We start from the raw sequence: 24,003 nt of genomic DNA on the forward strand, positions 1-24,003 counted from the left end.
CTCCCCTCCCTGAAAGGGCGGGGCTGGGGGTGGGTGCGCGCGTCTGCGCGCCCAGAAGACTCATTGCCTGGCATCGAAGCGTCGGACAGGGCATCGAGCCTGCCCGACGCTACCCACCCCTAACCCCTCCCTTACAGGGAGGGGAATTCCTAAGGCCGTCGCCGCCCCGACAGCCGCACCACCTTATCGTCGGGCTCGACCAAGGCCGCCAGCGCCGCGGCGATTTCGGCCTGGCCGAACGGCTTGGACAGGCGCGGCAGGTCATGCGTGTTCTCGGTCGTCCCGGTATAACCGGTGATCAGCAGGATCGGCACGTCCTCGAGCGTTTCACGAACGCGCTTGGCAAGTTCGGCGCCATCCATCCGTGGCATCTTATAGTCGGTGACCACCACGTCGGGCCGCAGCCCCGCGTCGAGCCGCGCCAGCGCCTCCGCCCCGCCACTGGCATGCGTCACTTCGTGCCCGAGGTCGCGGATCATCTCGGCGGTGCCGACGCGCACAAGCTCCTCGTCGTCGACGAGCAGCACCAAGAGCGAGCGGCCCTTGGCAAGAAGTGGCGCGCGTCGCCGGTCGGCCGCGTTGCTCGCCACGCCACCCTCGGCGACGCGCAGATAGAGGTCGGCGCGGGTGCCGCGTCCCGGCTCGCTCGAAAGTGCGAAGCCGCCGCCCAGCTGCCCCGCCAGGCCGTGGACCATCGACAGCCCGAGGCCGGTGCCTCGCCCGGTCTCCTTGGTCGAATAGAACGGCTCGACCGCACGCGCGAGCGTATCGGCGTCCATCCCGCAGCCGGTGTCGATCACCGACAGCCGCACATAGAGCCCGGGCGTCAGCCGCGGCTGCGATCCCGGACCGAACGCCAATTGATCGACCAGGATCGTCAGCGCGCCATTGCCGTTCATCGCGTCGCGCGCATTGACGCACAGGTTGAGGATCGCAAGCTCGAGCTGGTTGGGGTCGGCAATCGCCGCGGGAAGGTCGGCGTCGTGGCGGATGCGCAAGTCGATCTCGGGTCCGATCGAGCTCGCGATCAGGTCGCGCATCCCGTCAATCAATTCGCCGAGGTCGACTGCCTTGGTTTCCAGCGTCTGGCGCCGCGCGAAGCCGAGCAGCCGCTGGACCAGGGTCTTGGCGCGCTCGGCGGAGAGCAGGGCATTGTCGATCAGCCGCGCCGAGCGGGCGTCGCTGTCGGCATATTTGCGCTGGAGCATGTCGAGAGCCCCCATGATCGGGGTCAGCAAATTGTTGAAGTCGTGCGCCACCCCGCCGGTTAGCTGGCCCAAAGTCTCGAGCTTCTGCGCCTCGTGGAGCTGCGCCACCGCCGCACGATGCTCGGCGGTGCGCTCCTCGACGCGCTGCTCCAGGCTGGTGGCGAGCTGGTGAAGCTCCTCCAGCCGCGCGCGCGCCTCATATTGCCGGCATCGCGCACGGATCGCCGCGCTTGCGAAGCTGACCAGGGTCGTCGGGTGGAACGGCCGTTCGAGGAAGGTGACGTTGCCCAGCAGCTGGAGATAGCGCGCCGCCGCGGGATTGCGCTCGAGCCCGCCGCCGCGCTGGGTGAGCAGGACGAAGGGGAAGTCCGACCATTCGGGCTGGTCGTTGATCCATTCCGACAGCGCGTTGAGGTCGGCGCCGGCCAGCGCCTCCTCCGTCACCAGCGCGAAGCCGGCGCCCTCGGTCAGCATCGCCACCAGATCGCGCAACGACGGCACGACGATCCCGCCCAGCCCGGCTTCGGCGAGCATCGCCTGCGCAACCGGCGCATCCCGGCCTTGCGGCGCGAGGATCAGCCCGCGTTCGGAATGGGCCCAGCTCAAGCCGGGTCCGCCTCGAGCAGCTTGTTGGCGTCGCCGATCAGCGTCGGAACGCCGCGCAGCACGCCCTGGAACCCCATCAGCGGCTCGCCGAGCGTGATCCCGCGCGTGTCGATGCGATATTCGCGGATCGTATCTTCGTGCGCGCTGGTGCGCTTCTTGATCACCGAGATCGCGCGACGCACCCGGCCCAGCGCCTCGAAATAGCGCAGCAGGATCACCGTGTCGGCGAGATAGGTCACGTCGACCGGCGCCTTCATGTCGCCGACCAGCCCGTGCTGTGCGACCGTGAGGAAGGTCGACGCGCCCTGACGATTCAGATATTGCAGCAGCTCGTGCATGTGGAGCACCAGCGCATTCTCTTCGGGCATCGCCGCCTGATAGCCGTTGAGGCTGTCTATCACGACGGTCTTGGCGCCATTCTCTTCGACGCAGCGCCGCACCTTCTCCGAAAGCTCGCCCGGCGTGAGCTGTGCGGCATCGACCTGCTCGATATGCAGCTGCCCGCAATCGACCATCGCCTGAAGATCGAAGCCGACGCCCTTGGCACGCTCGAACAACAGTCCGAGCTCTTCGTCGAACACGAACATTGCAGCGTGCTCGCCGCGCTCGATCGCAGTGGCAAGGAAGGTGAGCGTCAGCAGCGACTTGCCGGTGCCGGCGGGGCCCAGGATCAGCGTACTCGACCCGCGCTCGATCCCGCCGCCCAGCAACGCGTTGAGCGCCGGCGAGCTGCTTTCCAGCACGTTGCGGGAGAATTCGGTCAGATGCTCGGCCGAGACCAGGCGTGGGAAGACGCGGACCCCGCCGGTGTCGATCAGGAAGTCGTGATAGCCGCCGCGATAGCGCTGGCCGCGATATTTGATCACCCGCAGCCGCCGCCGCTCGGCGCCATATTCGGGTGACAATTCCTCGAGCCGGATCACGCCATGCGCGACGCTGTGCATCGTCCGATCGTTGCCCTCGCTCGTCAGATCGTCGAGCATCAGCACGGTCACGCCGCTGCGCGCGAAATAATGCTTGAGCGCGAGGATCTGGCGCCGATAGCGCAGCGAAGATTGCGCGAGCAGCCGGATCTCCGACAGGCTGTCGAGCACCACGCGCTGCGGGTTGCTCTGCTCGAACGCCTCGAAGATCCGCCGCGTCGTCTCGCCGAGCTCGAGGTCCGACGAATAGAGCAGGCTCTGCTGCTGCTGCTCGTCGAGCAGGCTCTCGGGCGGCACCAGTTCGAAGACGTCGATCCCGTCGAGCGACCAGCCGTGCGACTCCGCACCGGCGCGCAGTTCGTCCTCGGTTTCGGACAAGGTGATGTAGAGCGTACGTTCGCCCGCCGCTGCGCCTGCCAGGAGGAATTGCGTCGCGATCGTGGTCTTGCCCGTGCCCGGGCTACCTTCGAGCAGGAACAAGCGTCCCCGGGCCAGACCGCCGGACGTGATGTCGTCCAGCCCGGCCACTCCCAAATTCGCCTTATCTACCAAGCCGGAACCCTCGCTCGTTCGATTCACCAATGTAACGCAGTTTAACGTCGAGCGATCCCGCGGCAACCGGTCAGTACGGGACGCTCAGCGTCGTGCGGACCCCGGCATGCAGCGGATCGAAGTCGATCTTCGCCTGCAGGCTGCTCGCCATCGCGCGGACCAGCTTGGTGCCGAGCCCGGTGCCCTGGATCTTGCCGTCGCTCGGCATGCCGATCCCGTCATCCTCGACCGAGAGATGGAAATGCGCGTCGCCGGCGCGCGCCAGATTGATCCGCACTTCGCCGCCGCGCGCCGGGCCATAGGCGTATTTGCACGCGTTGGTGACGAGCTCGTTGACGATCACGCCGAGCGATACTGCCCGGTCGGTCTTGAGCTTGATCGGCTCGGCGGTCAGCAGCAGCGTGCACGGCGATGCCGGGGTCGACCAGGTCTGCTCGAGCTCGGCAACCAGCGCGCGCAGATAATCGTCCATCGAGACAAATTCGACGTCGCCCGACGTGTAGAGCCGGCGATGGACCTGCGCGATCGCCTGGATGCGCTGCTGCGTTTCGACCAAGGCGCCCTTGGCCACCGGATCGTTCAGCACCGAGGCCTGCATGTGGACGAAGGCCGAGACCAGTTGCAGGCTGTTCGACACGCGGTGATTGACCTCGCCGAGCAAAGCCTCGAGCCGCGCATTGCTTGCGCGCAACTCTTCTTCGACCGCTTCCTTGGCGCTGCGCAGCCGCACCTTCTCCAGCGCCTGGTGGAAGCTGCTGGCGAGCAGGTCGAAGAAATCGTCGCCCACCGATTTAACCACGTAATCGACCGCGCCCGCCTTGAGCGCCGCCACCGCGATCCGCGTCTCCTCGGAGCCGGTGACATAGACCACCGGCGGGCAATCGGGCAGCGCATGCAGCGCGTTGAGCGTCGTCAGCCCGTCCTGCCCCGGCATATAATGGTCGACCGCGACCAGGTCGTATTCGCCGCTGCGCACCATCTCGACGCCCTCGGCGCCGCTCGCCGCCAGGCTCACCGTGAAGCCGCGACGCGTCAGCCCGCGCTGGGCCAGCCTGCGCAGCCCCTCGTCATCGTCGATATAGAGGATGTGCGCGGGCGCGGTGCTCAATCGGCATCCCCGAGGTCGGGCACTTGGATCACCGACAGGAACAGCCCCAACTGGCGGATCGCGTCGGCGAAATTCTCGTAATTGACCGGCTTGGTGATGTAGACGTTGCAGCCGAGATCGTAGCAGCGCTGAATCTCGACCTTGTCGTCGGTCGTGGTCAGCACCACCACCGGCGTCCGCTTGAGCGGGCTCCCTTCGGCCTTGATCCGACCGAGAATGTCGGTGCCGCTCATATCGGGCAAATTGAGGTCGAGAAGGATCAGCGCCGGGCCGTTCTTCGCCGGCCCCTCGGGCGCCTCGTAGAGATAATTGAGCGCAGTGGTGCCGTCGGTGAAATGATGAATCTTGTTCGAGATGCCGGCGCGGCGGATATTCTTCTCGATCAGCCGGGCATGGCCTTCGTCATCCTCGATCATCACAATGTTAACGGGTTGATGATTCGTCATTTTCATTCTCCCCCCGGCTTCAGGACCCGCGGCAGCGAAAGCCTGAAGGTGGCACCCCGGTCAAGTTCCGATCGCACTTCGATCAATCCGCCCAGCCGATAGGCGAGTGCGCGGACATGCGCCAGCCCGATCCCCTCGCCCGGCTGGTCCTGCATCCCCGATCGGCGGAACAGGTCGAAGATCCGCTCATGGTCGCGCGGATCGACGCCGCGGCCATTGTCCATCACTTCGATCACGACCCGGTCCCGCTCGTCCTGCCCGCGCACCCGAATGATCCCCGGCCGGCCGGGCTGGAGATATTTGAGCGCGTTCTCGATCAAATTGGAGAGGATCTGCTCGACCGCGAGCCGGTCGCTGGTGATCCGCGGCAGCGGCTCGGTCCGGATCTCGGCGCCGGCGTCGTTGATCCGATGCTGAAGGCTGTCGACGATCGACTGGACGAGCGCGTCGAGATCGACCGGTTCAACTGCAAGCGTCCGCCGCCCCTCGCGCGACAGCCGCAGGATCGCGTTGATCAGCCGGTCCATCTTCTGGGTCGAGGTTCGGATGAAGCCGATCGCCTCGGGCAGGTCCTCGCGCACCGCGAGCCGCACCGGCTCGTCGACCAGTTCGGGCGATTGTGCCTCGACCGCATCGAGATGCGCCGCGACGGTCTTGCGCGCGGTATCGAGCTCGGCGGTGAAGCCCATCACGTTGACCAAGGGCGAGCGCAGGTCGTGCGAGACGATGTAGGCGAAGCGCTGGATCTCGGCATTGGCACGCTGGAGCTCGCCGGTGCGCTCGTCGACCATTTCCTCCAGCCCGGTGTTGAGCCGGCGCAGCTCGACGCGCGACGCAGCGAGATCACGCGTGTAGCGCAGCATCAGCATCAGCGTCAGCGTCGCGACGAGGATCACCAGCGCGCCGGCCGCCGCGAGCACGATGTAGAAGACGTGCTGGGTCTGGACCTGATTGCGCTGGCGGGTGGCGAGAAGTTCGCGCTCGGTGGCGCCCATCGCTTCGGAGACCGTCCGGATCTTGCGGATCAGCTGGACCGCGGGATCGTCGGCCAGCTGCCCGGCCCGCACCGCCCGCGCGCCTTCGAGCATGCGCGGCTCGCGATAGATGCGTTGCTGCTCCATCAGCGCGTGAATCGTCAGCACGCGCTCCTGTTGAACCGGGTTATCGCGTGTCAGCTGCGATATCTCGCGCAGCGTCGCCTCGGCCTGCGCCACTGCCTCTTCCATGCGCTGGCGAAACAGCGGACCGCCGCCCAGCAGCACGCCGCGCCGCGCAGTCTCGGCGCGCTCGTTCGCACTGGCAAAGGCGCCGAGTTTCGTCTGCAGGTTGAGCGTATGCTCGACCCAGCCGGCATTGTCCTGGTTGCGGATCTGCACCCAGGCGGTGGCGATCCCCGCGGCGATCAGCGCGAGGAAGCCGATCGCGACCAGCGCGATGACGCGGCGGGCAAAGGTCGGCTGCAGCTTTTCGAGGGAACGATCGGGCATCGCGCGTCTCTCTAGGGGTTTGTGGGTTGGCTTCCAAGCACTTGCTGCGCACCCTCGACACGGCCGCCGCCGGGCGTATAGGTGCCCGCCGGCATATGGCGCGTTCCCCGTCTTTCTGGCTTGCCGCCCCCAGCCGCTTCGCCGGGCTCGGCAAGACGCGCGCGCGCATCGCGATCGGCGCGCTGATACTGGTGCTGCTCGCCTGCCTGACGGCGCTGACCGTGCCCGACCCCGCCGCGATCGCCCCCGGCCCCGCAACCAGCCAGTCTGACCAGACCGACCTGATGGTCTATGAGAAGATCGTCGCCGGCGTGAAGGGCGGCGGCGACTATTACACGGTCGCCACCGACACGCTGCGCGCCGGCGGCTATCCCCTGCGCCCGTTCCTCACCGTACGGCTGCCCTCGCTCGCAATGGTGCAGGCGGCGTTGCCCGCCTGGGGCCCGGCGGTGCTGCTCTATCTGCTCGCCGCCTATGTCGGGATGGTCTGGGGCCTGCGCCTTTCCGAGGCGTTGCCGCGCGCGCTGCCGCGGGTCGCGGCGCTGCTGCTGTTGATCGGGTCGATGCTCGCGTTCCTCCAGGCTGACCTCGCCGCGTTCCACGAAATCTGGGCGGGGCTGCTGATCGCGCTCTCGCTCGGCATGCGGCGACCGGGCCGCTGGATGGAGGCGGTCGCGTTCGGGCTGGTCGCGATGCTGATCCGCGAGACCGCGGCGCTCTACGCGCTGGTGATGTTCGCGCTCGCCTGGCTCGAGGGCGAACGGCGCGAGGCGATCGGCTGGCTCGTCGCGCTCGCCTTGTTCGCTGCCGCGCTCGCCGCGCACGCTTATGCGGTGATGGGAATGACCGGGCCGCACGACCCCGCCTCGCCCGGCTGGAGCGGACTCCTCGGCTTCGGCTTCTTCGTCAAGGCGATCAGTCTCGCCACTGCGCTCCAGCTGCTGCCGATGGCGGCGGCGGCTTTGGTCGTCGGGCTGGCCCTGTTCGGCTGGGCGGCGTGGAACGATCCGCTCGGGCTGCGGATGCTCGCCATCCTCGCCGCCTACGCCGCGCTGATCGGCATCTTCGCGCGCAGCGACACCTTCTATTGGGGCCTGATGGTCGCGCCGGTGTTCCTAACCGGACTGCTCTTCGTCCCCGACGGGCTGCGCGACCTGTTCCGCCCCGGGCCCGACCGGCCTCGGATCACCGTGACGAGAGTGACGCGATGAAGCGCATCCTGCTGATCGTCGGCGGCGGCATCGCTGCCTACAAGGCATGCGAGCTGGTCCGCTTGTGCCGCAAGGCCGGGATCGGGGTGAAGGTCGTGCTCACTGAGGGCGGCAGCCATTTCGTCACGCCGATGACGCTCGCCGCGCTCTCCGAGAATCAGGTCTATACGACCCTGTGGGATCTCAAGGACGAGGCCGAGATGGGCCATATCCAGCTGAGCCGCGAAGCCGATCTCGTCGTCGTCGCACCGGCCACCGCCGACCTTCTTGCCAAAATGGCTGCCGGCCTCGCCGACGATCTCGCCACCACCTTGCTGCTCGCCACCGACAAGCCGGTCCTTGCCGCGCCGGCGATGAACGTCCGCATGTGGAGCCATGCCGCCACGCGCCGCAACGTGGCCCAGCTCCGTACCGACGGCGTCACCGTGCTCGAACCGGACGAAGGACCGATGGCCTGCGGCGAATACGGCCCCGGCCGCCTGCCCGAGCCCGAAGCGATCCTCGCGGCGATCCAGAATCTTGATCCTCCCCGGCACGGGGAGGTGGCAGCGCGAAGCGCTGACGGAGGGGGCACGCCTCATGCGGGGTCGCTCGCGGAGATCCCCCTCCACCAGCCTGCGGCTGGTCCCCCTCCCCGTGCCGGGGAGGATCAGAAGCTCGCCGGCAAGCACATCCTCGTCACCGCCGGCCCCACCCACGAGCCGATCGACCCGGTCCGCTACATCGCCAACCGCTCCTCGGGCCGGCAGGGCTATGCCATTGCCGAGGCGCTCGCCGCACTCGGCGCGAAAGTCACCCTGGTCAGCGGCCCGGTCACCCTCGCCACCCCCGCCGGCGTGACCCGCGTCGATATCGAGACCGCGCAGCAAATGGCCGACGCCGTTGCCGCCGCGCTCCCCGCCGACGCCGCGGTGATGGTCGCCGCGGTCGGCGACTGGCGCGCTGAGGCCGCGACGCAGAAACTCAAGAAGGGGGAGACCCCATCCACGCTCGCGCTCTCCGAGAACCCCGACATCCTCGCGCGCCTGGCCCATAGCCCGAACCGCCCCGCGCTGGTGGTGGGCTTCGCCGCCGAGACCGAGCAAGTGATCGCGCACGCCACCGCCAAGCGCACCCGCAAGGGCGCCGACTGGATCGTTGCCAACGACGTTTCTGGCGACGTCATGGGCGGCGAGGCGAACACCGTCCATCTCGTCACCGCCGACGGCGTCGAGAGCTGGGAGCGCCTGCCCAAGCCCGAAGTCGCCCGCCGCCTCGCGACACGCATCGCCGACGCGCTCCAAACGAAAGCCTGACATGCTCCCCCCGATCCGTATCGAGATCCAGCGCCTGCCGCACGGCGCCGACCTGCCCCTTCCCGCTTACGCGACCCAGGGTGCCGCCGGAATGGACGTCGTCGCCGCCGAGGACCTGATGCTCAATCCGGGCAAGCGCCACGCCGTCGCCACCGGCTTCGCGATCGCGATCCCCGCGGGCTATGAGGTCCAGGTCCGCCCGCGCTCGGGGCTCGCGCTCAAGCACGGCGTGACCTGCCTCAACACGCCGGGCACGATCGACAGCGACTATCGCGGCGAGGTCAAGGTGATCCTTGCCAATCTCGGCGATGCGCCCTTCGCGATCGCGCGCGGCGACCGCATCGCCCAACTCGTCCCCGCCCCCGTCCAGCACGCGACTCTGGCTGAAGTCGCCAGCCTCGACGAGACTGCGCGCGGCGCCGGCGGGTTCGGCTCCACCGGAACGCGATGAGCCTCTCGGACGCCGAGCTCGACCGCTACGCCCGCCACATCGTCCTGCGCGAAGTCGGCGGCAGCGGACAGGCCCGGCTCAAAAAGGCGCGCGTGCTGGTAATCGGCGCGGGCGGGATCGGTTCGCCGGCGATCGAATATCTCGCCGCGGCGGGGGTGGGCCGGCTCGCCATCGTCGACGACGACCGCGTCGACCTCTCCAACCTGCAACGCCAGACGCTCTTCGCATCCACCGATATCGGCCGATCCAAGGCCGCTGCCGCCGCAGATCGCGTCGCCGCGCTCAATCCGCATGTCGAGGTGCTCACGCGGCCGCACCGGATCGACGGCGGCAATGTCGACGAATACTTTCGCGGCTGCGACGTCGTGCTCGACGGCACCGACAATTTCGCCACGCGCCTGATCGTCGCCGATGCCGCGCTGCGCCACCGCATCCCGCTGGTCTCCGCCGCGGTCTCCGAATTCGAAGGCCAGCTCGGCACGTTCCGCGGCTGGGAGCCGGGCAAGCCCTGCTATCGCTGCTTCGTCGGCGCCGATCCCGAGCGCGAGGGCGTCAGCTGCGCCGAACAGGGCGTGCTCGGCGCGCTCACCGGCGTGATGGGGAGCCTCGGGGCGTTGGAAACGATCCGCGCGATCGTCCCGTTCGGCGAGGACAGTGCCGGCAAATTGCTGCTCGTCGACGCCTTGTCGCTGCGCTTCCGCAGCCTCACCCTGCCCAAGGACCCCGGCTGCCCCGCCTGCGGCGGGCGTCAGGCCGTCACGGGTTCGAGCGGCACCATCGACCAGCCGTCATAGGCATAGGCCCTGGGCTCGGGCACATCGGATTCGAAGGGGATCGCCTGCGTCTCGCGGGCGGACTCATCCGCCGCATCCTCTCGTATTTCCGGCTCTTGCACGGCCGTAACTCCCTGAGTCGATGGCATTCGTTAATCCATGTTTAGGCGCAATGCGAGTCCGTCGCAACGCACTGTCCTTGACAGGCCCGTGCTGAGCCGCTGGTAACCTTTGCCGGGTAGACGGGGCCAAAGGTTCGACGACAGGCAGGAGCATATGGCGAACAAGCGGGTATTGGTCACGGGCTCGGCCGGGTTCATCGGCTTCCACACCTGCGAAAAATTGCTCCAGCAGGGCCATGCCGTGCTCGGCGTCGACAATTTCTCGGCCTATTACGACGTCGCGCTCAAGGAAGCGCGCACCGACATCCTCGGCAACCATGCCGAATTCGCGCTCGCGCGCGTCTCGATCGAGGACCAGGACGCGTTCGGCGCTGCCTGGACCGGCTTCAAGCCCGACACCGTGATCCACCTCGCCGCCCAGGCCGGCGTGCGCTATTCGATCGACGAGCCGCGCAGCTATATCGGCGCCAACATCATCGGCACCCACAACGTCCTCGAACTCGCGCGCCACCACCCGGTCCGCCATCTCCTCGCCGCCTCGACCAGTTCGGTCTACGGCGCGAATACCGAGATGCCGTTCGAAGAGACCCAGCGCACCCAGACCCCGCTCAGCCTTTACGCCGCCACCAAGGGGGCGACCGAACTGATGGGGCACAGCTACAGCCACCTGTTCGGCACGCCGATGACCTTCTTCCGCTTCTTCACGGTCTACGGCCCCTGGGGCCGCCCCGACATGGCGCTGTTCAAGTTCGCCAAGGCCATGCTCGAGGGGCGCCCGATCCAGGTCTACAACAACGGCAACATGGTCCGCGACTTCACCTATATCGACGACCTCGCCGAATCGATCGTCCGCCTGACCGACGCGATCCCCGGCCGCGAGCCGGTCGAAGGCGACAGCCTCTCGCCGGTAGCACCATTCCGCAGCGTCAATATCGGCAACGGCCAGCCGACCCCGCTGATGGACTATATCGGCGCGCTGGAGAAAGCGCTGGGCCGCGAAGCGATCAAGAACTTCCTGCCGATGCAGCAAGGCGACGTTCCCGCCACCGAGGCCTCGTCGGCGCTGCTCGAGCGCCTCACCGGCACCAAGCCCTCGACACCGCCGGCGGAGGGCGTCGCGCGTTTCGTCGATTGGTATCTCGCGCATTATCGCGCGTAGATCCCGGGCTTCGCCAGCACGTGGAGGGCCGAAACTCAGTCCGATCAGCGCATCTTCGGCGACTCGATCCGCGCGAGCGGGGCCTTGGCCTCCATCACCAGCCGCCACGGCGCCGGAAGATAATCGAGCGACATATAGAAATAGAAGGCGCACGATCCGTCGCGGCGATAGCTCGCGCCCTTGACCACGCCGATCGCGGTGGTGCCGCTGAACACCGGCCCGCCGCTGTCGCCGCCCTTGCAGCCCGGCCCGGCCACCGTCACCCAGGTCGGCAGGCACGCGCCACCGCACAGATCCGCCGCCGGCGCGAAATCGACCAGCTCCACTTCGGCGCAGCTATAGCCGCTGCTCTCGCCGCGATGGCAGACGAAGTCGCCGGCGCGCGTGCTCGGCTTGCCCAGTTGCGCCTCGACCGGACGCTCGATCGTCCGCGCGGTGTCCGAATAGATTAGCGGGCGCTCGGGCGCGACGCCAGCATGAATTTGCACGTCGTGATAGCCCCAGCCCCATTGCCCGACAAAGGTCAGCGGCGTCGGCCGGCGCTCGGGATCGTAATAGGTCATGTCGTCGAGACAGTGCGCCGCGGTGGTGATTCCGCTGCGCGTTCCGTCGGTCACCGCGAAGCCGGTGGTGCAGCGATAGCGCTTGCCGTCGTCTGGGCTGATCCCGTCGAGCCGCCCGCCGCCGTGCAGCCCGAGATTGCGCTCGGTGCGCTCGAGCACGCGGATCTGCACCGGCACGCCGGTCAATTTCTCGAGCTCGGCATCGAGCGCGGCGGCGCCGCCCTCGGCCGCGGCAATCGCATTGCCGACGATGACGACCAGCTCGCCGGTGCGCGGATCGAGCCCCATCGAGGGCGGGCTCGCCATCGCGGCGCGGATCGCCGCCTGGTGATAAGTGATCGCCCAGACCACTCGGTCGCGGCTCGCCTTGGCGCCGGTCCGGAAGGTGACCGGAACCTGCATGCCCCCGGCGTGGATCCGCGTCTCCGCCACCGGAGCGTCGCCGGTCAGATAGACGACATAGCGATAATCGGGCCGATGCTGCACCGAGATGCCGGCCAGCCGGTCGCGATAGCGCGCGGCGATCGCGTCGGTCGCGGCGACGCTGGCATGCTGCGCGCGCAGGCGGCGCAGCGCCTCGTCCTGCGGCACGCCATAGAGCCGCGCATATTCGCCCGCATCCTGCGCCAGCGCTTGCTCGCGGGTCTGCACCGCCTGTGCCGCGGCGGGGCAAGCCGGTGTCAGCGTGAGCAGCGCCAACAGCAATTGCAATATCCTGCCCGGCCTCATCCCGGCACTTTAGGCGTGTGCGCCGCCGCCGCAAAGGCCGCCTATCGCAGGGGCAGGAACAGCTCGGCCGCGGTGCCCTGCCCCGGTCCGTCGAGCAGGAAGCGCTGGCAGTAGACCGGGAAATCGCGCATTTCTTCGCCGCTGGCGGGAAGCCAGTCGCGGTAGAGATAGAGCGCGGCGGGCTCCAGATTGTGCGTGTCGCCGGTGACCCGCAGCACTGCGCAACGCCCGCCGGGTATCTCGCCTTCTTTCGCGCCCTCGTTTCCAGGGGTGAACGGCTGGTCGGCGCCGAGCCCGACGCAAAGGTCCATGCGATAGTCGTCGGGATTGGCGGGGCGCCGTTCGGTATGCCAGATGTTGAAGGTCTGGCTGGTCTTGGGGGTCAGCCCGGCCGCCTTGCGCCAGGCGATGAAGCGCTGGATCGTGGCGTCGAGAGTTTCGGGGTCGCCGCGATGCTCGAAAATCGCAATGCGCGTCGGCGCCACCTCACGGATCGTCACTTGGTCGCGGTCGAAAAGGATCGGCATGATCTTGCTCCTGGCTGAGTTGAACGGCCGGAAGGCCGCGAGCCACGGTTCCCAGACGGGCGCCTTGCGGAAGCTCGAAGGCGACTGGTCGAATCGCTGCCGAAAAGCGCGGGCGAAGGCGTCGGGCGCCTCATACCCGGCGCTCAGCGCGATATCGGTGACGCTTTCCTCCCGCGCGCCGATCAGCCGTTGCGATGCGCGCCGCAAGCGCGCCAGCTGGACGTAGCGATGGAGAGAGACGCCGAAGACCGCCTTGAACTGCCGATGGAAATGGAATTTGGAAAACGCTGCGACGCCGCTCACCGCCTCCAGGTCCAGATCGCCGTCGAGATGCTGGTCGATATGATCCAGCACCCGCAGCATCCGGGCATGATATTGGTCGAGCGTCGCCGTCATGATCCTCATCCGTTGTGGCGATCCCAGCTAGCCGCCTGGTGCCGGCCTCCGCTCGACCGATCTTGCGGTCTTTGCGTTCCTGGTCGCGGCAACCCGCTCAGCCGCCGTCGGTCTCGACGAGCTCGACGATCTCGAAATCATACCGCTCCCAGCCGCGCTGCTTCGCGGCATCCGCGGCGGCGGCCTTCTTTCCCGTCGCTTCCTTGAGCGACTTCACATGTCCCCAAAACACTTCGGTGCGCCCGCCGCCCAGATGCGCGACGATTCGCCAGTAATGCGTGAACGGCGCCGCGGTCGGCCCGATCGTCTTGACGTAACCGTCGGGGAGCGTGGCCGTGAGGTAACGCTTCTTCTTCGCCATGCCCCTGCCGATAGACGCTTCCGAATGGATTGGAAGCGGCGCCTCCGCACCCCACATAAGCGCGAAAGGAGTCCGCATGACCCAATATCGCAAGACCGACGAAGCCGTGGCCGCCCTCTCGCCCGAGCAGTTCCGTGTCACCCAGCAGAGCGGCACCGAACGTCCCGGCACCGGCAAGTACCTCAACAACAAGGAAGCCGGCATCTATGTCGACGTGGTGTCGGGCGAGCCGCTGTTCGCCTCGACCGACAAGTACGAATCGGGCTGCGGCTGGCCCAGCTTCACCAGGCCGATCGAGCCCGCCAACGTCGCCGAGCTGCGCGACGAGACCCATGGCATGGTCCGCACCGAGGTCCGCTCGGCCAATGGCGACAGCCATCTCGGCCACGTTTTCGATGACGGCCCGCTCGATCGCGGTGGCCTGCGCTATTGCATCAACTCGGCGTCGCTGCGCTTCGTACCCCGCGACCGGATGGAAGCCGAGGGCTATGGCGCCTATCTCGACCAGGTTAAGCAGCCCGCCTGACCGGCTTGCAATGTAGGATTCGGCGCGCTTGGCTAGTGCGCCGGTCCTACCGGCCGCTCTTTGATTCGTGAGTCTTGCACCGCCGGTCTCAAACCACGCCTGATCGACGCGTTGGTGTCGCGTAGGTGTCGCGCCGCGTTGCGCTGGTGCGGCTTAGAAGATGCGTCGGTGTCGCGTCGATGTGACGAAGCTGTCGCCATCCCGGCGCGTTCCTGGCGCAAAGGGCCTGAAGCCGCGCCAGAACCACAACTTTCTAAACTTCGCTGCACGCATCGCAGCTTTTATCGGCCTGCGATGAACGCCCGCACTGCCGGCGCGATGTCTTCCCGCTCGAGCGCCACTGCGATGTTGGCCTGGATGAAGCCGGCCTTGTCGCCGCAATCATAGCGGGTGCCGGCGAAGGTAACGCCGTGAAACGGCTGGTCGCCGATCATCCGCGCCATTGCATCGGTCAGCTGGATCTCGCCCCCAGCCCCCGCGCTCTGCCCTTCGAGCACGCGCATCACTTCGGGCTGGAGGATGTAGCGACCGATGACCGAAAGGTTGGATGGCGCGGTCCCCGGTGAAGGCTTCTCGACCAGCCCCTTGACCTCGGTCAGCGTACCGTCCTGCGTGCCCGGGGTGATGATCCCATAGCGATGCGTCTGGTCGTCGGGGACGATTTCCGCGCAGATCAGATTGCCACCGACCCGATTATAAGCGTCAACCATCTGCTTGAGGCAGCCGGGCTTGCCGGCCATGAAGTCGTCGGCGAGCAACACCGCGAAGGGCTCGTCACCGACGATATCGCGCGCGCACCACACCGCATGCCCGAGCCCCATCGGCTCCTGCTGGCGGACATAGGCAACCGCGCCGGGCTTCAATCGCGTCGCGTCGAGGATGTCGAGCGACTTGCCGCGCTCCGCATGGTCGTCTCGAGCTCGAAGGCGATGTCGAAATGGTCTTCGATCGCGCTCTTGCCGCGCCCGGTGACGAAGATCATCTGCTCGATCCCCGCCTCCATCGCCTCGTCGACCGCATATTGGATCAGCGGCCGGTCGACGACCGGCAGCATCTCCTTGGGCATCGCCTTGGTCGCGGGCAGGAAACGGGTGCCGAGGCCCCCCACCGGAAAAACGGCCTTGCGCAGCGGCTTGATCATTCGAGCTCTCCTTGCCCGGGACTTGCCCGGTCCCACGGGCGCGATCAAGCGGGCGGCCGCACGCTTATATCGGTCTTAAGCCTCGCACGCTAAGCAGGCGCCCATGTCGACACCTAAGGTTCTTGTCGTATTCGGCACCCGCCCCGAGGCGATCAAGCTGTTCCCCGTCGTCCAGGCGCTCGAGGCGCAGGGCGGGATGCACGTCCGGACCTGCGTCACGGCGCAGCATCGCGGGCTGCTCGATCAGGTGCTTGGGATCGCCGGGATCGTCCCCGATGTCGATCTGGACATGATGACCCCGGGCCAGTCGCTCGACGCGCTCACCGCCCGCTTGCTCACCGGGCTGGGCGAAGTGCTCGATGCGGAGAAGCCCGATCGCGTGCTCGTCCAGGGCGACACCGCCACCGCGATGGTCGGCGCGCTCGTCGCTTATTACCGCAAGGTGCCGGTCGGCCATGTCGAGGCCGGGCTGCGCTCGGGCGATATCTACCAGCCCTGGCCCGAGGAGGTGAACCGCCGGATCGTTGCGCCGATCGCCGACCAGCATTTCGCCCCCACCGAAACCGCCGCCGAAGCGCTGCGTCGCGAGAATATCGACCCCGCGACGATCCATGTCACCGGCAACACCGTCATCGACGCGCTGCACGCCACGCGGTCCCGGATCGATGCTGATCCATCGCTCGCCTCGGGACTCGATGCGATCGCCGAACGCTTCGCCGGCAAGCGCCTCGTCCTCGTCACCACGCATCGCCGCGAGAATTTCGGCGACGGCATGGCGGGGATCGCCGACGCCATCGCCCGGATCGCGGCGCGACCCGACACCGCGGTGTTGTTCCCGATGCACCCCAATCCCAACGTCGTCTCGGTAATGGACCGCGTGCTCGGCGACCGGTCCAATATCTGCCGGATCGATCCGCTCGATTATCCGCACTTCATCCGCGCGTTGGGCATGGCGGAAATAGTGCTCAGCGATTCGGGCGGAGTGCAGGAGGAAGCGCCGGCACTCGGCAAGCCGGTGCTGGTGATGCGCGAGACTACCGAGCGCCCCGAAGGCGTCGCCGCGGGCACCGCCAGGCTCGTCGGCACCGATCCCGACCGGATCGTTTCCGAAATCTCAACCCTCCTCGACGTACCCCAGGCCTATTCTGCCATGGCACGCGCCCACAATCCGTTCGGCGACGGCCATGCCGCAGAGCGGATTGCGGGGATCGTCGCACATGGTTTCGGACTCTGAGCTCAAGGTCGCCGTTCTCGGCCTCGGCTATATCGGCCTCCCCACTGCCGCGGTGATCGCGCGCACCGGCGCGCAGGTGCTTGGCGTCGACGTCCACCAGTCGGTGGTCGACACGGTCAACTCGGGCCGCGTCCATATCGAAGAGATCGACCTCGACGGCCTCGTCTCCGGCGTCGTGGCGCGCGGCAAGCTGCGCGCCTCGCTGCAGATCGAGCCGGCCGAGGTTTTCGTCATCGCAGTCCCGACGCCGTTCGACGATGATCACGCGCCCGACATCGGCTATGTCCTCAAGGCCGCGACCAACGTCGCGATCGTGCTAAAGCCCGGCGACGTCGTGATCCTCGAATCGACTTCGCCGGTCGGCACCACCGAAAAGGTCGCCGAACTGCTCGCGCAGCTCAGGCCCGATCTCAAGATCCCTGGCCACTGCGTTGGCAGCGCGGACGTGGCGATCGCCTATTGTCCCGAACGCGTGCTTCCCGGCCGCATCCTCGTCGAGCTGATCGACAATGACCGCGTCATCGGCGGCGTGACTCCGCGCTGCGCGCGCAAGGCACTGCAATTCTACCGCCGCTTCGTTCGCGGCGCCTGCGTCACCACCACCGCCAAGGCGGCCGAGATGACCAAGCTCGCCGAGAACGCCTTCCGCGACGTCAACATCGCCTTCGCCAATGAATTGTCCCTGGTCGCCGATCGGATGGGGGTCGACGTGTGGGACGTCATCCGCCTTGCCAACCGCCATCCGCGCGTCAACATCCTGTCGCCAGGCCCTGGCGTCGGCGGCCATTGCATTGCGGTCGACCCCTGGTTCCTCGTCAGCGCCGCTCCCGAGCAAACGCCGCTCATTCGCACCGCGCGCGAAGTGAATGACGGTAAGGTCGAGCACGTCATCGCCCGCGCCGCGGCGATGATCGAGGCCGATCCCGCGATCCGCGTCGCGTGCCTCGGCCTCGCCTTCAAGGCCAATATCGATGATTTCCGCGAGAGCCCGGCGCTCAAGGTCGCGCTCGAACTGGCGCGCCGCTTCGGCGACCGCGTCGCGATCGTAGAGCCCTATGCCGATGCGCTGCCCGCCGCCTTCGCCGGCACCGCGGCGACCCTGCTCGACCTGGATGCGGCGATCGAGACTTGCGGCGGCTTCGTCGTACTCGTCGACCATGACGTGTTCCGCTCGATCCCGCTCGACGAGCGCGCCGACAAACAGGTCTATGACACGCGCGGGATCTGGCCCGACCAGCCCGTCACTCCGCGCGGCGAAGCGCTCCGGCTCGCGAGCTGATCCGCCGCCTCAGCGGTGGCGGGCGATGAGCGCCTGCCAGTCGCCGGTGAGCGGCTGGTCGCGCTCGCCCAGCCAGGCCGGGACAGCCGGGCGCGCCGAGATCGTCTCGAGCTTGGCGATCTCGCTTTCGAGTGTCGCGACCCGGTCGCGCCATTGCGGATGCGAGCGGCTGCGGAAGATGCCGCCCGCCTTGCTCGGCCCGAAGCTGCGCCAAAACGCGATCGACGCGCGCGGCGGGTAGCCAGCATTGGCCAGCAGATAGACCGACAGCAGGTCGGCGCGCAGCTCGGTCTCGCGGAAATACTTCACATTGGCGCCGAACCCAGAGAGCAGCCCGAAATCGACGCCCCGCGCCTCGAGCCGATCGCGATGATGCAGGATGTTGTGCGAGAATTCGTGCGCGACCGCCGCAGCGACCTGCTCTTGGCTGTAGGCGTCGAAGAAGCGCGCACTGATCTGGACCATCGTCCCGTCCGCCGACGCATTGTAATCCTGCGCGAGACGGAGCTCGAACCGGCTCCGGCACGCCGGCACCGGCTGGACGACGATCTTCAACGGCGTGCCTGCGCGGAGCACGTCGACCGCGATCGGCTGGTCCGACGGCAGCGCCGCGATGGCGAGCTGGCTGGCGACGAGTCGCTGAGTCGTCCCGCTCTTTCCGCTGATCGCAGCGATATCGACGCTTCCCACCCGCACCAAGGAATCGTCCGCACGGAGCCCGGCGCGCTCCGCCGGGCTGTTCGGAAACACGCCCTCGATTGCGACAGGCGTTGCGAATCCGAAATGCTTTCGCGCCGCATCGCGCGACGAATCGTCGAATTGATCGAGCGTATGGAGCTGGAACCCGATCCCCGGCTCGGTTCGGTCGCAGAGCCGGGCATTGGCAACGGCCAGCTTGAATCCGATGAGGCCGAGATCGAGATCGGCCTTTCTGACCGCCTCGAAAACTTGGGCCTGATCGGCCGGTGCCACTCCGGCGAGCGCGCCGGAGGGCAGACCGAGCCCCAATGCCGCGATCAGGTGCAGGCAGATGTTACGAGCGGCGTAGCGGAGAGAACGAACCATATCCTCTTTAGCCACGGCCCTGTGGGTCTCGCAATCGACGCTGGTTCAGGCCCCTTACCAGTTTCTGTCCTGCTGGCGACCGGCCGGGCTTGGCGTTACATTTCGTTAACCCCCTTGGCACTAATGCTGCACTGCGTTATCAAAGTGCGCGCGCTCGCAGCATGGGTCTAAGTTGTGAGCAGGAGTTCGGATCAACCGGACCAGTGTTGCGTTCGGGCAACGGCATCGCTAAGTTGTCGTGGGCTTGAATTTTGAGGTGTTGCCGTCAGCGGACTCCTATGTCATAGGGTCGCCTGACGAGAGCACCGGAGCTCGAAGAGGGAGTAGAATAATGTTGTCCAAGCTTCTTACGGCGGCTGCAGTCGTCACGATGGCTGCCACCCCGGTTGTGGCGGCTCCGGCCTCCAAGCTGTCGCTTTCGCGCGCCTCGACCGCGAGCGAGAAGAACAGCGAACTGGCTCCGGCCGTGATCATCGGTGTTCTCGCGACCGTCGCGATCATCGGTGGCGCAGTTGCGCTCGCCAACAACGACGACGATCCCGACAGCAACTAAGCTGTTCGGATTATCCGGAATTACGAAGATGGCGGTCCGCAAGGGCCGCCATTTTTGTTTGTATTGAATCAATTCGCGCCGAAGCGCCTTGCTTGAAAAGGCGCTGCATGGCTCTGATTCGATGCAAAGGCCATAAAGCTTGGATACAGGTGCGGCTTGCAATAGAGGGTTCCCTCACCCCTCGAACGTGATTTCCAATGATCGGTCAGCTTTTCCGTCGTCGCTCCTCCGCTCCGGCACTAGCGGGTGCGGTCCCCGCAGGACAAAGGATCTACGCGATCGGCGACATTCACGGTCGGGTGGATCTGCTGGATGCATTGCTGGTCCGGATTGAGGCTGACGATACCGCACGCGGTCCGGCACAATCCCGAATCGTTTTCCTGGGCGATTTGATCGATCGTGGGCCCAGTTCGGCCCAGGTCATCGAACGCGCGATGCAAGTCGCCGCGAGCGCGTGGAACTGCCAGTTCCTGCTCGGCAATCATGAGGAAGTATTCCTCAAGGCACTGTCGGGTGACCTCAAGGCGCTCGCCTTCTTCAACCGTATCGGCGGGCGCGAGACGATCCTCAGCTACGATATCAGCGAGGAAGAATATCTGCGCTGCGACTATCCTGAGCTCCATACGCTGCTGCTCGAGCGCGTGCCCGAATCGCACCGCGACTTCCTACGCGCCTTCGAGGACATGATCATCGTCGGCGACTTCGCCTTCGTCCATGCCGGCGTCCGACCGGGCCGCCCGCTCGAGCAGCAGCAGGCAAACGATCTGCGCTGGATCCGGCACGAATTCCTCGACCATCGCGACGGCTTCGAGAAGATCATCGTGCACGGCCACACGATCACCGATGATGTCGAGGTTCGCGCGCACCGCATCGGGCTCGATACCGGCGCCTATTCCAGCGGCAAATTGAGCGCGATGGGGTTCGAAGGCGGCGAGCGTTGGGTGCTGGATACTGCGGGCGCAAACTGAGTTCGGCCGCACGACAATCCACGAGAGAGCTGCTGATCAGGCGGGACGCACGACGCCGTCCCGCAAAGGGCTATTGTCCCGGCATGCCCTGCGGGGGCGGCCCGCCGGCACCGGCAGGACCACCGGACGCGCCGCCCTGCTGCTGGCGCTGCTGCATCATCTGCTGCATCATCATCTGCTGGACGACCGCGGCAGGAAGAATCCGCTCGGGGCTGACGGTGAAGACCAGCATCGCATCGGGCGGCACGCGCTCGGGATCGGGGCTCTGCACGCCCGGCGCGCCGTAAGCGAGGTTCGAAGGGATCCACAGGCGGTACTTGCCGCCCTTCTTCATCAGCTTCAGGCCTTCGAGGAAGCCCGGAATCGCGCTGCCCTGTTGGACCGGGAACGGCACTGCGCGCTCGCTCTTGTCGAACACGCGGCCGTCGCGGAAGCGGCCCTCGTAATTGGCGACGACATAGTCGCCCTCGCCCGGCGTGGTGCCCTCGCCGGGCTCAAGCACTTGGTATTGCAGGCCCGACGCGGTGGTCTGGACGCCCGAACGGGTCTTGTTCCAGGCGAGATATTGCGCGTCGGTGCCCTTGGCCGCGACCTGTTCGCGCGTGCCGAACCAGGCGAGACCGGCAGCCAGCGCGATCGCCAGCAGCACGCCGATCCACAGCCATACCTTAAAGGCCCGCTTGACGGGCTGAAGCGGAACGGCGGTCACGGACATCGAGTCATCCCCAAATCGGCGTACCGCCGCTTAACTTCGCATTTTTCACGCGATTCGTGAACGAACGTTGCGCAGCCGCGCAACCTTCTTACCGCGCGGTGTCACGCTCCACGCGCTTGCGCTCGAGCTTGCGTGCGCGACGGACTGCGGCGGCGCGCTCGCGCGCACGCTTCTCGCTGGGCTTCTCGTAGTGACGGCGGAGCTTCATCTCGCGATAGACGCCCTCACGCTGCAGCTTCTTCTTGAGCGCGCGCAGCGCCTGGTCGACGTTATTGTCGCGAACGATGATTTGCATAAGGCCGTACAGCTCCGATCTCGATACAATAGAATAGGGTTCGCCGGAGCGCAGGCCGCGGCGTTATCGGGGCCACCTATCAGCGTGAATTGGTTTTTTCAAGGTCCGAGGCGGCATGCCGACGAGAATCTGAGGCGGGCGCGGTCGCATCTTGTGCCCTCAAGGCAACAGTGCGGCCACATTACACCGCGTTGCAGCGCTGCAACGCGGCCGATAGGTTCGCCTGTCACTTCCCTCGCATGCAGTTAGCCTACGCCCTGGACCTCGAGACCCGCCTCCTCATCGTCGACGACGACCCCGGAATCCGCGAACTGACCGCGGACTTCCTGGCGCAGCACGGCTATGTCGTCGACACCGCCGCCGGCGGCGCCGAGATGCGCGAGGCGATGGCCGCGCACGATTATGCATTGGTGGTGCTCGATCTGATGATGCCGGGCGAGGATGGCCTGACCATCCTTCGCTCGCTGGACCGCGAGGCCGGCCCCGCGGTGATCCTGCATTCGGTGATCGGCGAGGATGTGGATCGCATCGTCGGGCTCGAAATGGGCGCGGACGATTATGTCGCCAAGCCCGCCAATCCCCGCGAATTGCTCGCGCGAATCCGCTCGGTGCTCCGCCGCAGTGGCAGCGGTGGCGACAAGGCAGCGTCGGTGCGGATCGCCGAGCGCAGCTTCCTGCGCTTCGCCGGCTGGCGGCTCGATCCGGTGGCACGGCAGCTCTACGATCCCGAGAACGTCATCATCAATCTCTCTGACGGCGAGTTCCGCCTGCTGCTCGCTTTGGTCGAGCGGCCGCGACGGGTGCTCACGCGCGACATGCTGCTCGATCTATCGCGCGGCCCGATGGCCGAGCATTTCGATCGCGCGATCGATGTCCAGATGAGCCGGCTGCGCAAGAAGCTGGCGCGCCCCGGCCGCGAGGAGTTGATCCGCACGATCCGCAACGAAGGCTATATGTTCGTCGCCGAAGTCGCGGTGAAGTGAGGCGTCCGACATGAGCAAGGCGCGCTCGATCACGCTTCCCATCGTGCTGCTGGTGATCGCCGCGGCGCTGATCGCGACGACGGTGCAGTTCACGTCGATGTTCAGCGGCCCGCCACCCTGGTTCCGCCCTATGCCGATCGCACGCGTCGCCGAGGCGCTGCGCACCGGCGCGGTACCCGAAAATGCCCGCGGTATCGAGGTCCGGCGGATCGACGAGGACCGCTTCGGCCGCAGCGAGGAACAGGTTTCGCCCGAGCGCGATGCCGCGATCGCGGCGCTGATCCCCGCCTCGCCGGAAAGCATCCACGGCCTCTACGAATTCCCCCCGCACGATCCCGACGGAGACATTCGCGGCAGCTTTACCGTCGGTCGGCGCGACGGCGATGGCTGGATCATCGTATCGACAGCACCTCCGCCGACCTTCACCAGCTGGCATTTCCGGCGGCTGGCGGGAATGCTGCTCACGCTCGCGATCCTCTCGGTGCTCGCTTGGTATGTCGCGGGGCGGATCTCGCGGCCGATCCGCAAGCTCGCAGAGGCGGCGACGCGCGCCCGGCTCGGCGCTCGCCCGGCCATCCCGCACGGGGGCCCGCGCGAAGTCCGCGAGCTCGCCGAAGCGGTCGAGGCTATGCAGGACCGCATCCTTCAGCAGGCCGAGGGCCGCACCGCGATGCTCGCCGCGATCGCGCACGATCTCGGCACGCCGCTGTCGCGGATCGCCTTCTGGGTGGAGCAATTGCCCGAAGCGGCACGCGACCGCGCCGCCAGCGACATCGACGAGATGCGCGCGATGCTGGGTGCCGTGCTCCGCTTCACCCGCGACGACCGCAACCGCGAGTTGCATGCCCGGCTTGATCTCGGCAGCCTGATCGAGAGCTTGGGCGACGACCTTGCAGCGGCGGGGACACCCGTCGAGGTCGACCTCGGCCCGCGGGTTGTCGTCGAGGGCGACCCGGTGGCGCTGCGCCGGCTGTTCACCAATCTCGTCGAAAATGCCGTCCGCTACGGCGACAGCGCGCGTATGTGCTGGTCGGTCTCTAGCGGCTGGGCCGAGGTGCTGGTCGAAGACGAAGGCCCCGGCTTCCCGCCCGGCCGCGCCGAGGCGTTGTTCGCGCCGTTCGTGCGCGGCGAAGCCTCCCGCAACCGGGCGACGGGCGGCACCGGCCTGGGTCTGGCGATCGTCCGCTCGATCGCCGAGGCGCATGGCGGCGAAGTGCGGCTGGAGAATCGCGACGCCGGCGGCGGACGCGTGCGCGTCAGGCTGCCGGCCGAGTGAGCAAGGCCCCGCCGCGCGGCGGGGAAGGTTTCGCAACGCGCTGAAACATTC

Annotated in this window: 23 protein-coding genes and 1 pseudogene; 12 read left to right on the plus strand and 12 right to left on the minus strand. The window is 67.0% G+C overall.

Annotated elements, in window-relative coordinates; genetic code table 11:
- Nucleotides 1-149: 149 nt before the first annotated feature.
- From AC3WJI_RS06320 to AC3WJI_RS06340, 5 genes are all read right to left on the minus strand, one after another.
- Nucleotides 150-1,814 carry an ATP-binding protein gene (locus AC3WJI_RS06320; protein ID WP_492756408.1) on the minus strand — a complete coding sequence of 555 codons (1,665 nt, stop codon included), beginning with the start codon at nucleotides 1,812-1,814 and terminating at the stop codon, nucleotides 150-152.
- A complete protein-coding gene (locus tag AC3WJI_RS06325; RefSeq protein WP_492756409.1) occupies nucleotides 1,811-3,265 on the minus strand; it encodes an ATPase domain-containing protein in 1,455 nt (484 codons plus the stop codon). Before AC3WJI_RS06325 ends, AC3WJI_RS06320 begins: the two co-directional genes overlap by 4 nt.
- 94 nt (nucleotides 3,266-3,359) lie before the next feature.
- A complete protein-coding gene (locus tag AC3WJI_RS06330; protein WP_492756410.1) occupies nucleotides 3,360-4,397 on the minus strand; it encodes a sensor histidine kinase in 1,038 nt (345 codons plus the stop codon).
- On the minus strand, nucleotides 4,394-4,843 hold the full coding sequence (locus AC3WJI_RS06335) for a response regulator (protein ID WP_492756411.1): 450 nt from the start codon (nucleotides 4,841-4,843) through the stop codon (nucleotides 4,394-4,396). The genes AC3WJI_RS06330 and AC3WJI_RS06335 overlap by 4 nt, the downstream gene beginning before the upstream one ends.
- 2 nt (nucleotides 4,844-4,845) lie before the next feature.
- On the minus strand, nucleotides 4,846-6,330 hold the full coding sequence (locus tag AC3WJI_RS06340) for a sensor histidine kinase (protein WP_492756412.1): 1,485 nt from the start codon (nucleotides 6,328-6,330) through the stop codon (nucleotides 4,846-4,848).
- 95 nt (nucleotides 6,331-6,425) lie between these two features.
- Here AC3WJI_RS06340 and AC3WJI_RS06345 point away from each other — a divergent pair, with 95 nt between their 5' ends.
- The 5 genes from AC3WJI_RS06345 (at nucleotide 6,426) to AC3WJI_RS06365 (ending at nucleotide 11,341) form a co-directional block, all read left to right on the plus strand.
- Complete coding sequence (locus AC3WJI_RS06345; RefSeq protein ID WP_492756413.1) at nucleotides 6,426-7,541, plus strand: hypothetical protein; 1,116 nt, start codon at nucleotides 6,426-6,428, stop codon at nucleotides 7,539-7,541.
- A complete protein-coding gene (locus AC3WJI_RS06350; RefSeq protein ID WP_492756414.1) occupies nucleotides 7,538-8,836 on the plus strand; it encodes a bifunctional phosphopantothenoylcysteine decarboxylase/phosphopantothenate synthase in 1,299 nt (432 codons plus the stop codon). Before AC3WJI_RS06345 ends, AC3WJI_RS06350 begins: the two co-directional genes overlap by 4 nt.
- 1 nt (nucleotide 8,837) lies before the next feature.
- Nucleotides 8,838-9,287, plus strand: coding sequence for a dUTP diphosphatase (gene dut, locus AC3WJI_RS06355; protein WP_492756415.1), 450 nt, complete (start codon nucleotides 8,838-8,840; stop codon nucleotides 9,285-9,287).
- Complete coding sequence (locus tag AC3WJI_RS06360) at nucleotides 9,284-10,081, plus strand: HesA/MoeB/ThiF family protein (RefSeq protein WP_492756416.1); 798 nt, start codon at nucleotides 9,284-9,286, stop codon at nucleotides 10,079-10,081. The genes dut and AC3WJI_RS06360 overlap by 4 nt, the downstream gene beginning before the upstream one ends.
- Nucleotides 10,082-10,336: 255 nt before the next feature.
- A complete protein-coding gene (locus AC3WJI_RS06365; RefSeq protein ID WP_492756417.1) occupies nucleotides 10,337-11,341 on the plus strand; it encodes an NAD-dependent epimerase/dehydratase family protein in 1,005 nt (334 codons plus the stop codon).
- Between the two features lie 44 nt (nucleotides 11,342-11,385).
- Here the strand turns inward: AC3WJI_RS06365 and AC3WJI_RS06370 are convergent, their stop codons facing one another.
- From AC3WJI_RS06370 to AC3WJI_RS06380, 3 genes are all read right to left on the minus strand, one after another.
- Nucleotides 11,386-12,633: a chymotrypsin family serine protease gene (locus AC3WJI_RS06370; RefSeq protein ID WP_492756418.1), complete on the minus strand. Its 1,248-nt coding sequence runs from the start codon at nucleotides 12,631-12,633 to the stop codon at nucleotides 11,386-11,388.
- A gap of 41 nt (nucleotides 12,634-12,674) precedes the next feature.
- Nucleotides 12,675-13,556 (minus strand): AraC family transcriptional regulator, encoded by an 882-nt coding sequence (locus AC3WJI_RS06375; RefSeq protein WP_492756419.1) that lies wholly within the window; start codon nucleotides 13,554-13,556, stop codon nucleotides 12,675-12,677.
- A gap of 97 nt (nucleotides 13,557-13,653) precedes the next feature.
- Nucleotides 13,654-13,917, minus strand: coding sequence for a hypothetical protein (locus AC3WJI_RS06380; protein ID WP_492756420.1), 264 nt, complete (start codon nucleotides 13,915-13,917; stop codon nucleotides 13,654-13,656).
- A gap of 76 nt (nucleotides 13,918-13,993) precedes the next feature.
- Between AC3WJI_RS06380 and msrB the strand changes: the two genes are divergently transcribed.
- Complete coding sequence (gene msrB, locus AC3WJI_RS06385) at nucleotides 13,994-14,443, plus strand: peptide-methionine (R)-S-oxide reductase MsrB (RefSeq protein WP_492756421.1); 450 nt, start codon at nucleotides 13,994-13,996, stop codon at nucleotides 14,441-14,443.
- A 281-nt stretch (nucleotides 14,444-14,724) separates the two neighbouring features.
- Here the strand turns inward: msrB and galU are convergent.
- Nucleotides 14,725-15,584, minus strand: a pseudogene (gene galU, locus AC3WJI_RS06390) (UTP--glucose-1-phosphate uridylyltransferase GalU).
- Between the two features lie 103 nt (nucleotides 15,585-15,687).
- Between galU and wecB the strand changes: the two are divergent.
- Entirely contained in the window at nucleotides 15,688-16,818 is a 1,131-nt protein-coding gene (gene wecB, locus AC3WJI_RS06395; RefSeq protein WP_492756422.1) for a non-hydrolyzing UDP-N-acetylglucosamine 2-epimerase, read from the plus strand.
- Nucleotides 16,802-18,097, plus strand: a complete 1,296-nt coding sequence (gene wecC, locus AC3WJI_RS06400; RefSeq protein WP_492756423.1) for a UDP-N-acetyl-D-mannosamine dehydrogenase — start codon at nucleotides 16,802-16,804, stop codon at nucleotides 18,095-18,097. Before wecB ends, wecC begins: the two co-directional genes overlap by 17 nt.
- A gap of 9 nt (nucleotides 18,098-18,106) precedes the next feature.
- Here wecC and AC3WJI_RS06405 read toward each other — a convergent pair whose 3' ends face one another.
- On the minus strand, nucleotides 18,107-19,162 hold the full coding sequence (locus AC3WJI_RS06405) for a M48 family metalloprotease (RefSeq protein WP_492756424.1): 1,056 nt from the start codon (nucleotides 19,160-19,162) through the stop codon (nucleotides 18,107-18,109).
- Between the two features lie 370 nt (nucleotides 19,163-19,532).
- Between AC3WJI_RS06405 and AC3WJI_RS06410 the strand changes: the two genes are divergently transcribed.
- Together AC3WJI_RS06410 and AC3WJI_RS06415 are read left to right on the plus strand one after the other, a co-directional pair.
- Complete coding sequence (locus AC3WJI_RS06410) at nucleotides 19,533-19,715, plus strand: hypothetical protein (protein WP_492756425.1); 183 nt, start codon at nucleotides 19,533-19,535, stop codon at nucleotides 19,713-19,715.
- A gap of 197 nt (nucleotides 19,716-19,912) precedes the next feature.
- Complete coding sequence (locus tag AC3WJI_RS06415) at nucleotides 19,913-20,683, plus strand: metallophosphoesterase family protein (RefSeq protein ID WP_492756426.1); 771 nt, start codon at nucleotides 19,913-19,915, stop codon at nucleotides 20,681-20,683.
- A 70-nt stretch (nucleotides 20,684-20,753) separates the two neighbouring features.
- Here AC3WJI_RS06415 and AC3WJI_RS06420 read toward each other — a convergent pair whose 3' ends face one another.
- Together AC3WJI_RS06420 and rpsU are read right to left on the minus strand one after the other, a co-directional pair.
- Complete coding sequence (locus AC3WJI_RS06420; protein WP_492756427.1) at nucleotides 20,754-21,398, minus strand: FKBP-type peptidyl-prolyl cis-trans isomerase; 645 nt, start codon at nucleotides 21,396-21,398, stop codon at nucleotides 20,754-20,756.
- 88 nt (nucleotides 21,399-21,486) lie between these two features.
- Nucleotides 21,487-21,693, minus strand: coding sequence for a 30S ribosomal protein S21 (gene rpsU, locus AC3WJI_RS06425; RefSeq protein ID WP_331015797.1), 207 nt, complete (start codon nucleotides 21,691-21,693; stop codon nucleotides 21,487-21,489).
- A gap of 239 nt (nucleotides 21,694-21,932) precedes the next feature.
- On the opposite strand from rpsU, the gene AC3WJI_RS06430 reads away from it, so the two are divergent.
- Both AC3WJI_RS06430 and AC3WJI_RS06435 read left to right on the plus strand, forming a co-directional pair.
- Nucleotides 21,933-22,676: a response regulator gene (locus AC3WJI_RS06430; protein ID WP_492756428.1), complete on the plus strand. Its 744-nt coding sequence runs from the start codon at nucleotides 21,933-21,935 to the stop codon at nucleotides 22,674-22,676.
- Between the two features lie 10 nt (nucleotides 22,677-22,686).
- Nucleotides 22,687-23,952, plus strand: coding sequence for an ATP-binding protein (locus AC3WJI_RS06435; RefSeq protein ID WP_492756429.1), 1,266 nt, complete (start codon nucleotides 22,687-22,689; stop codon nucleotides 23,950-23,952).
- The last annotated feature ends 51 nt before the right edge of the window (nucleotides 23,953-24,003 follow it).

The organism is Sphingomonas sp. FW306-1B-B10E (assembly GCF_058782005.1).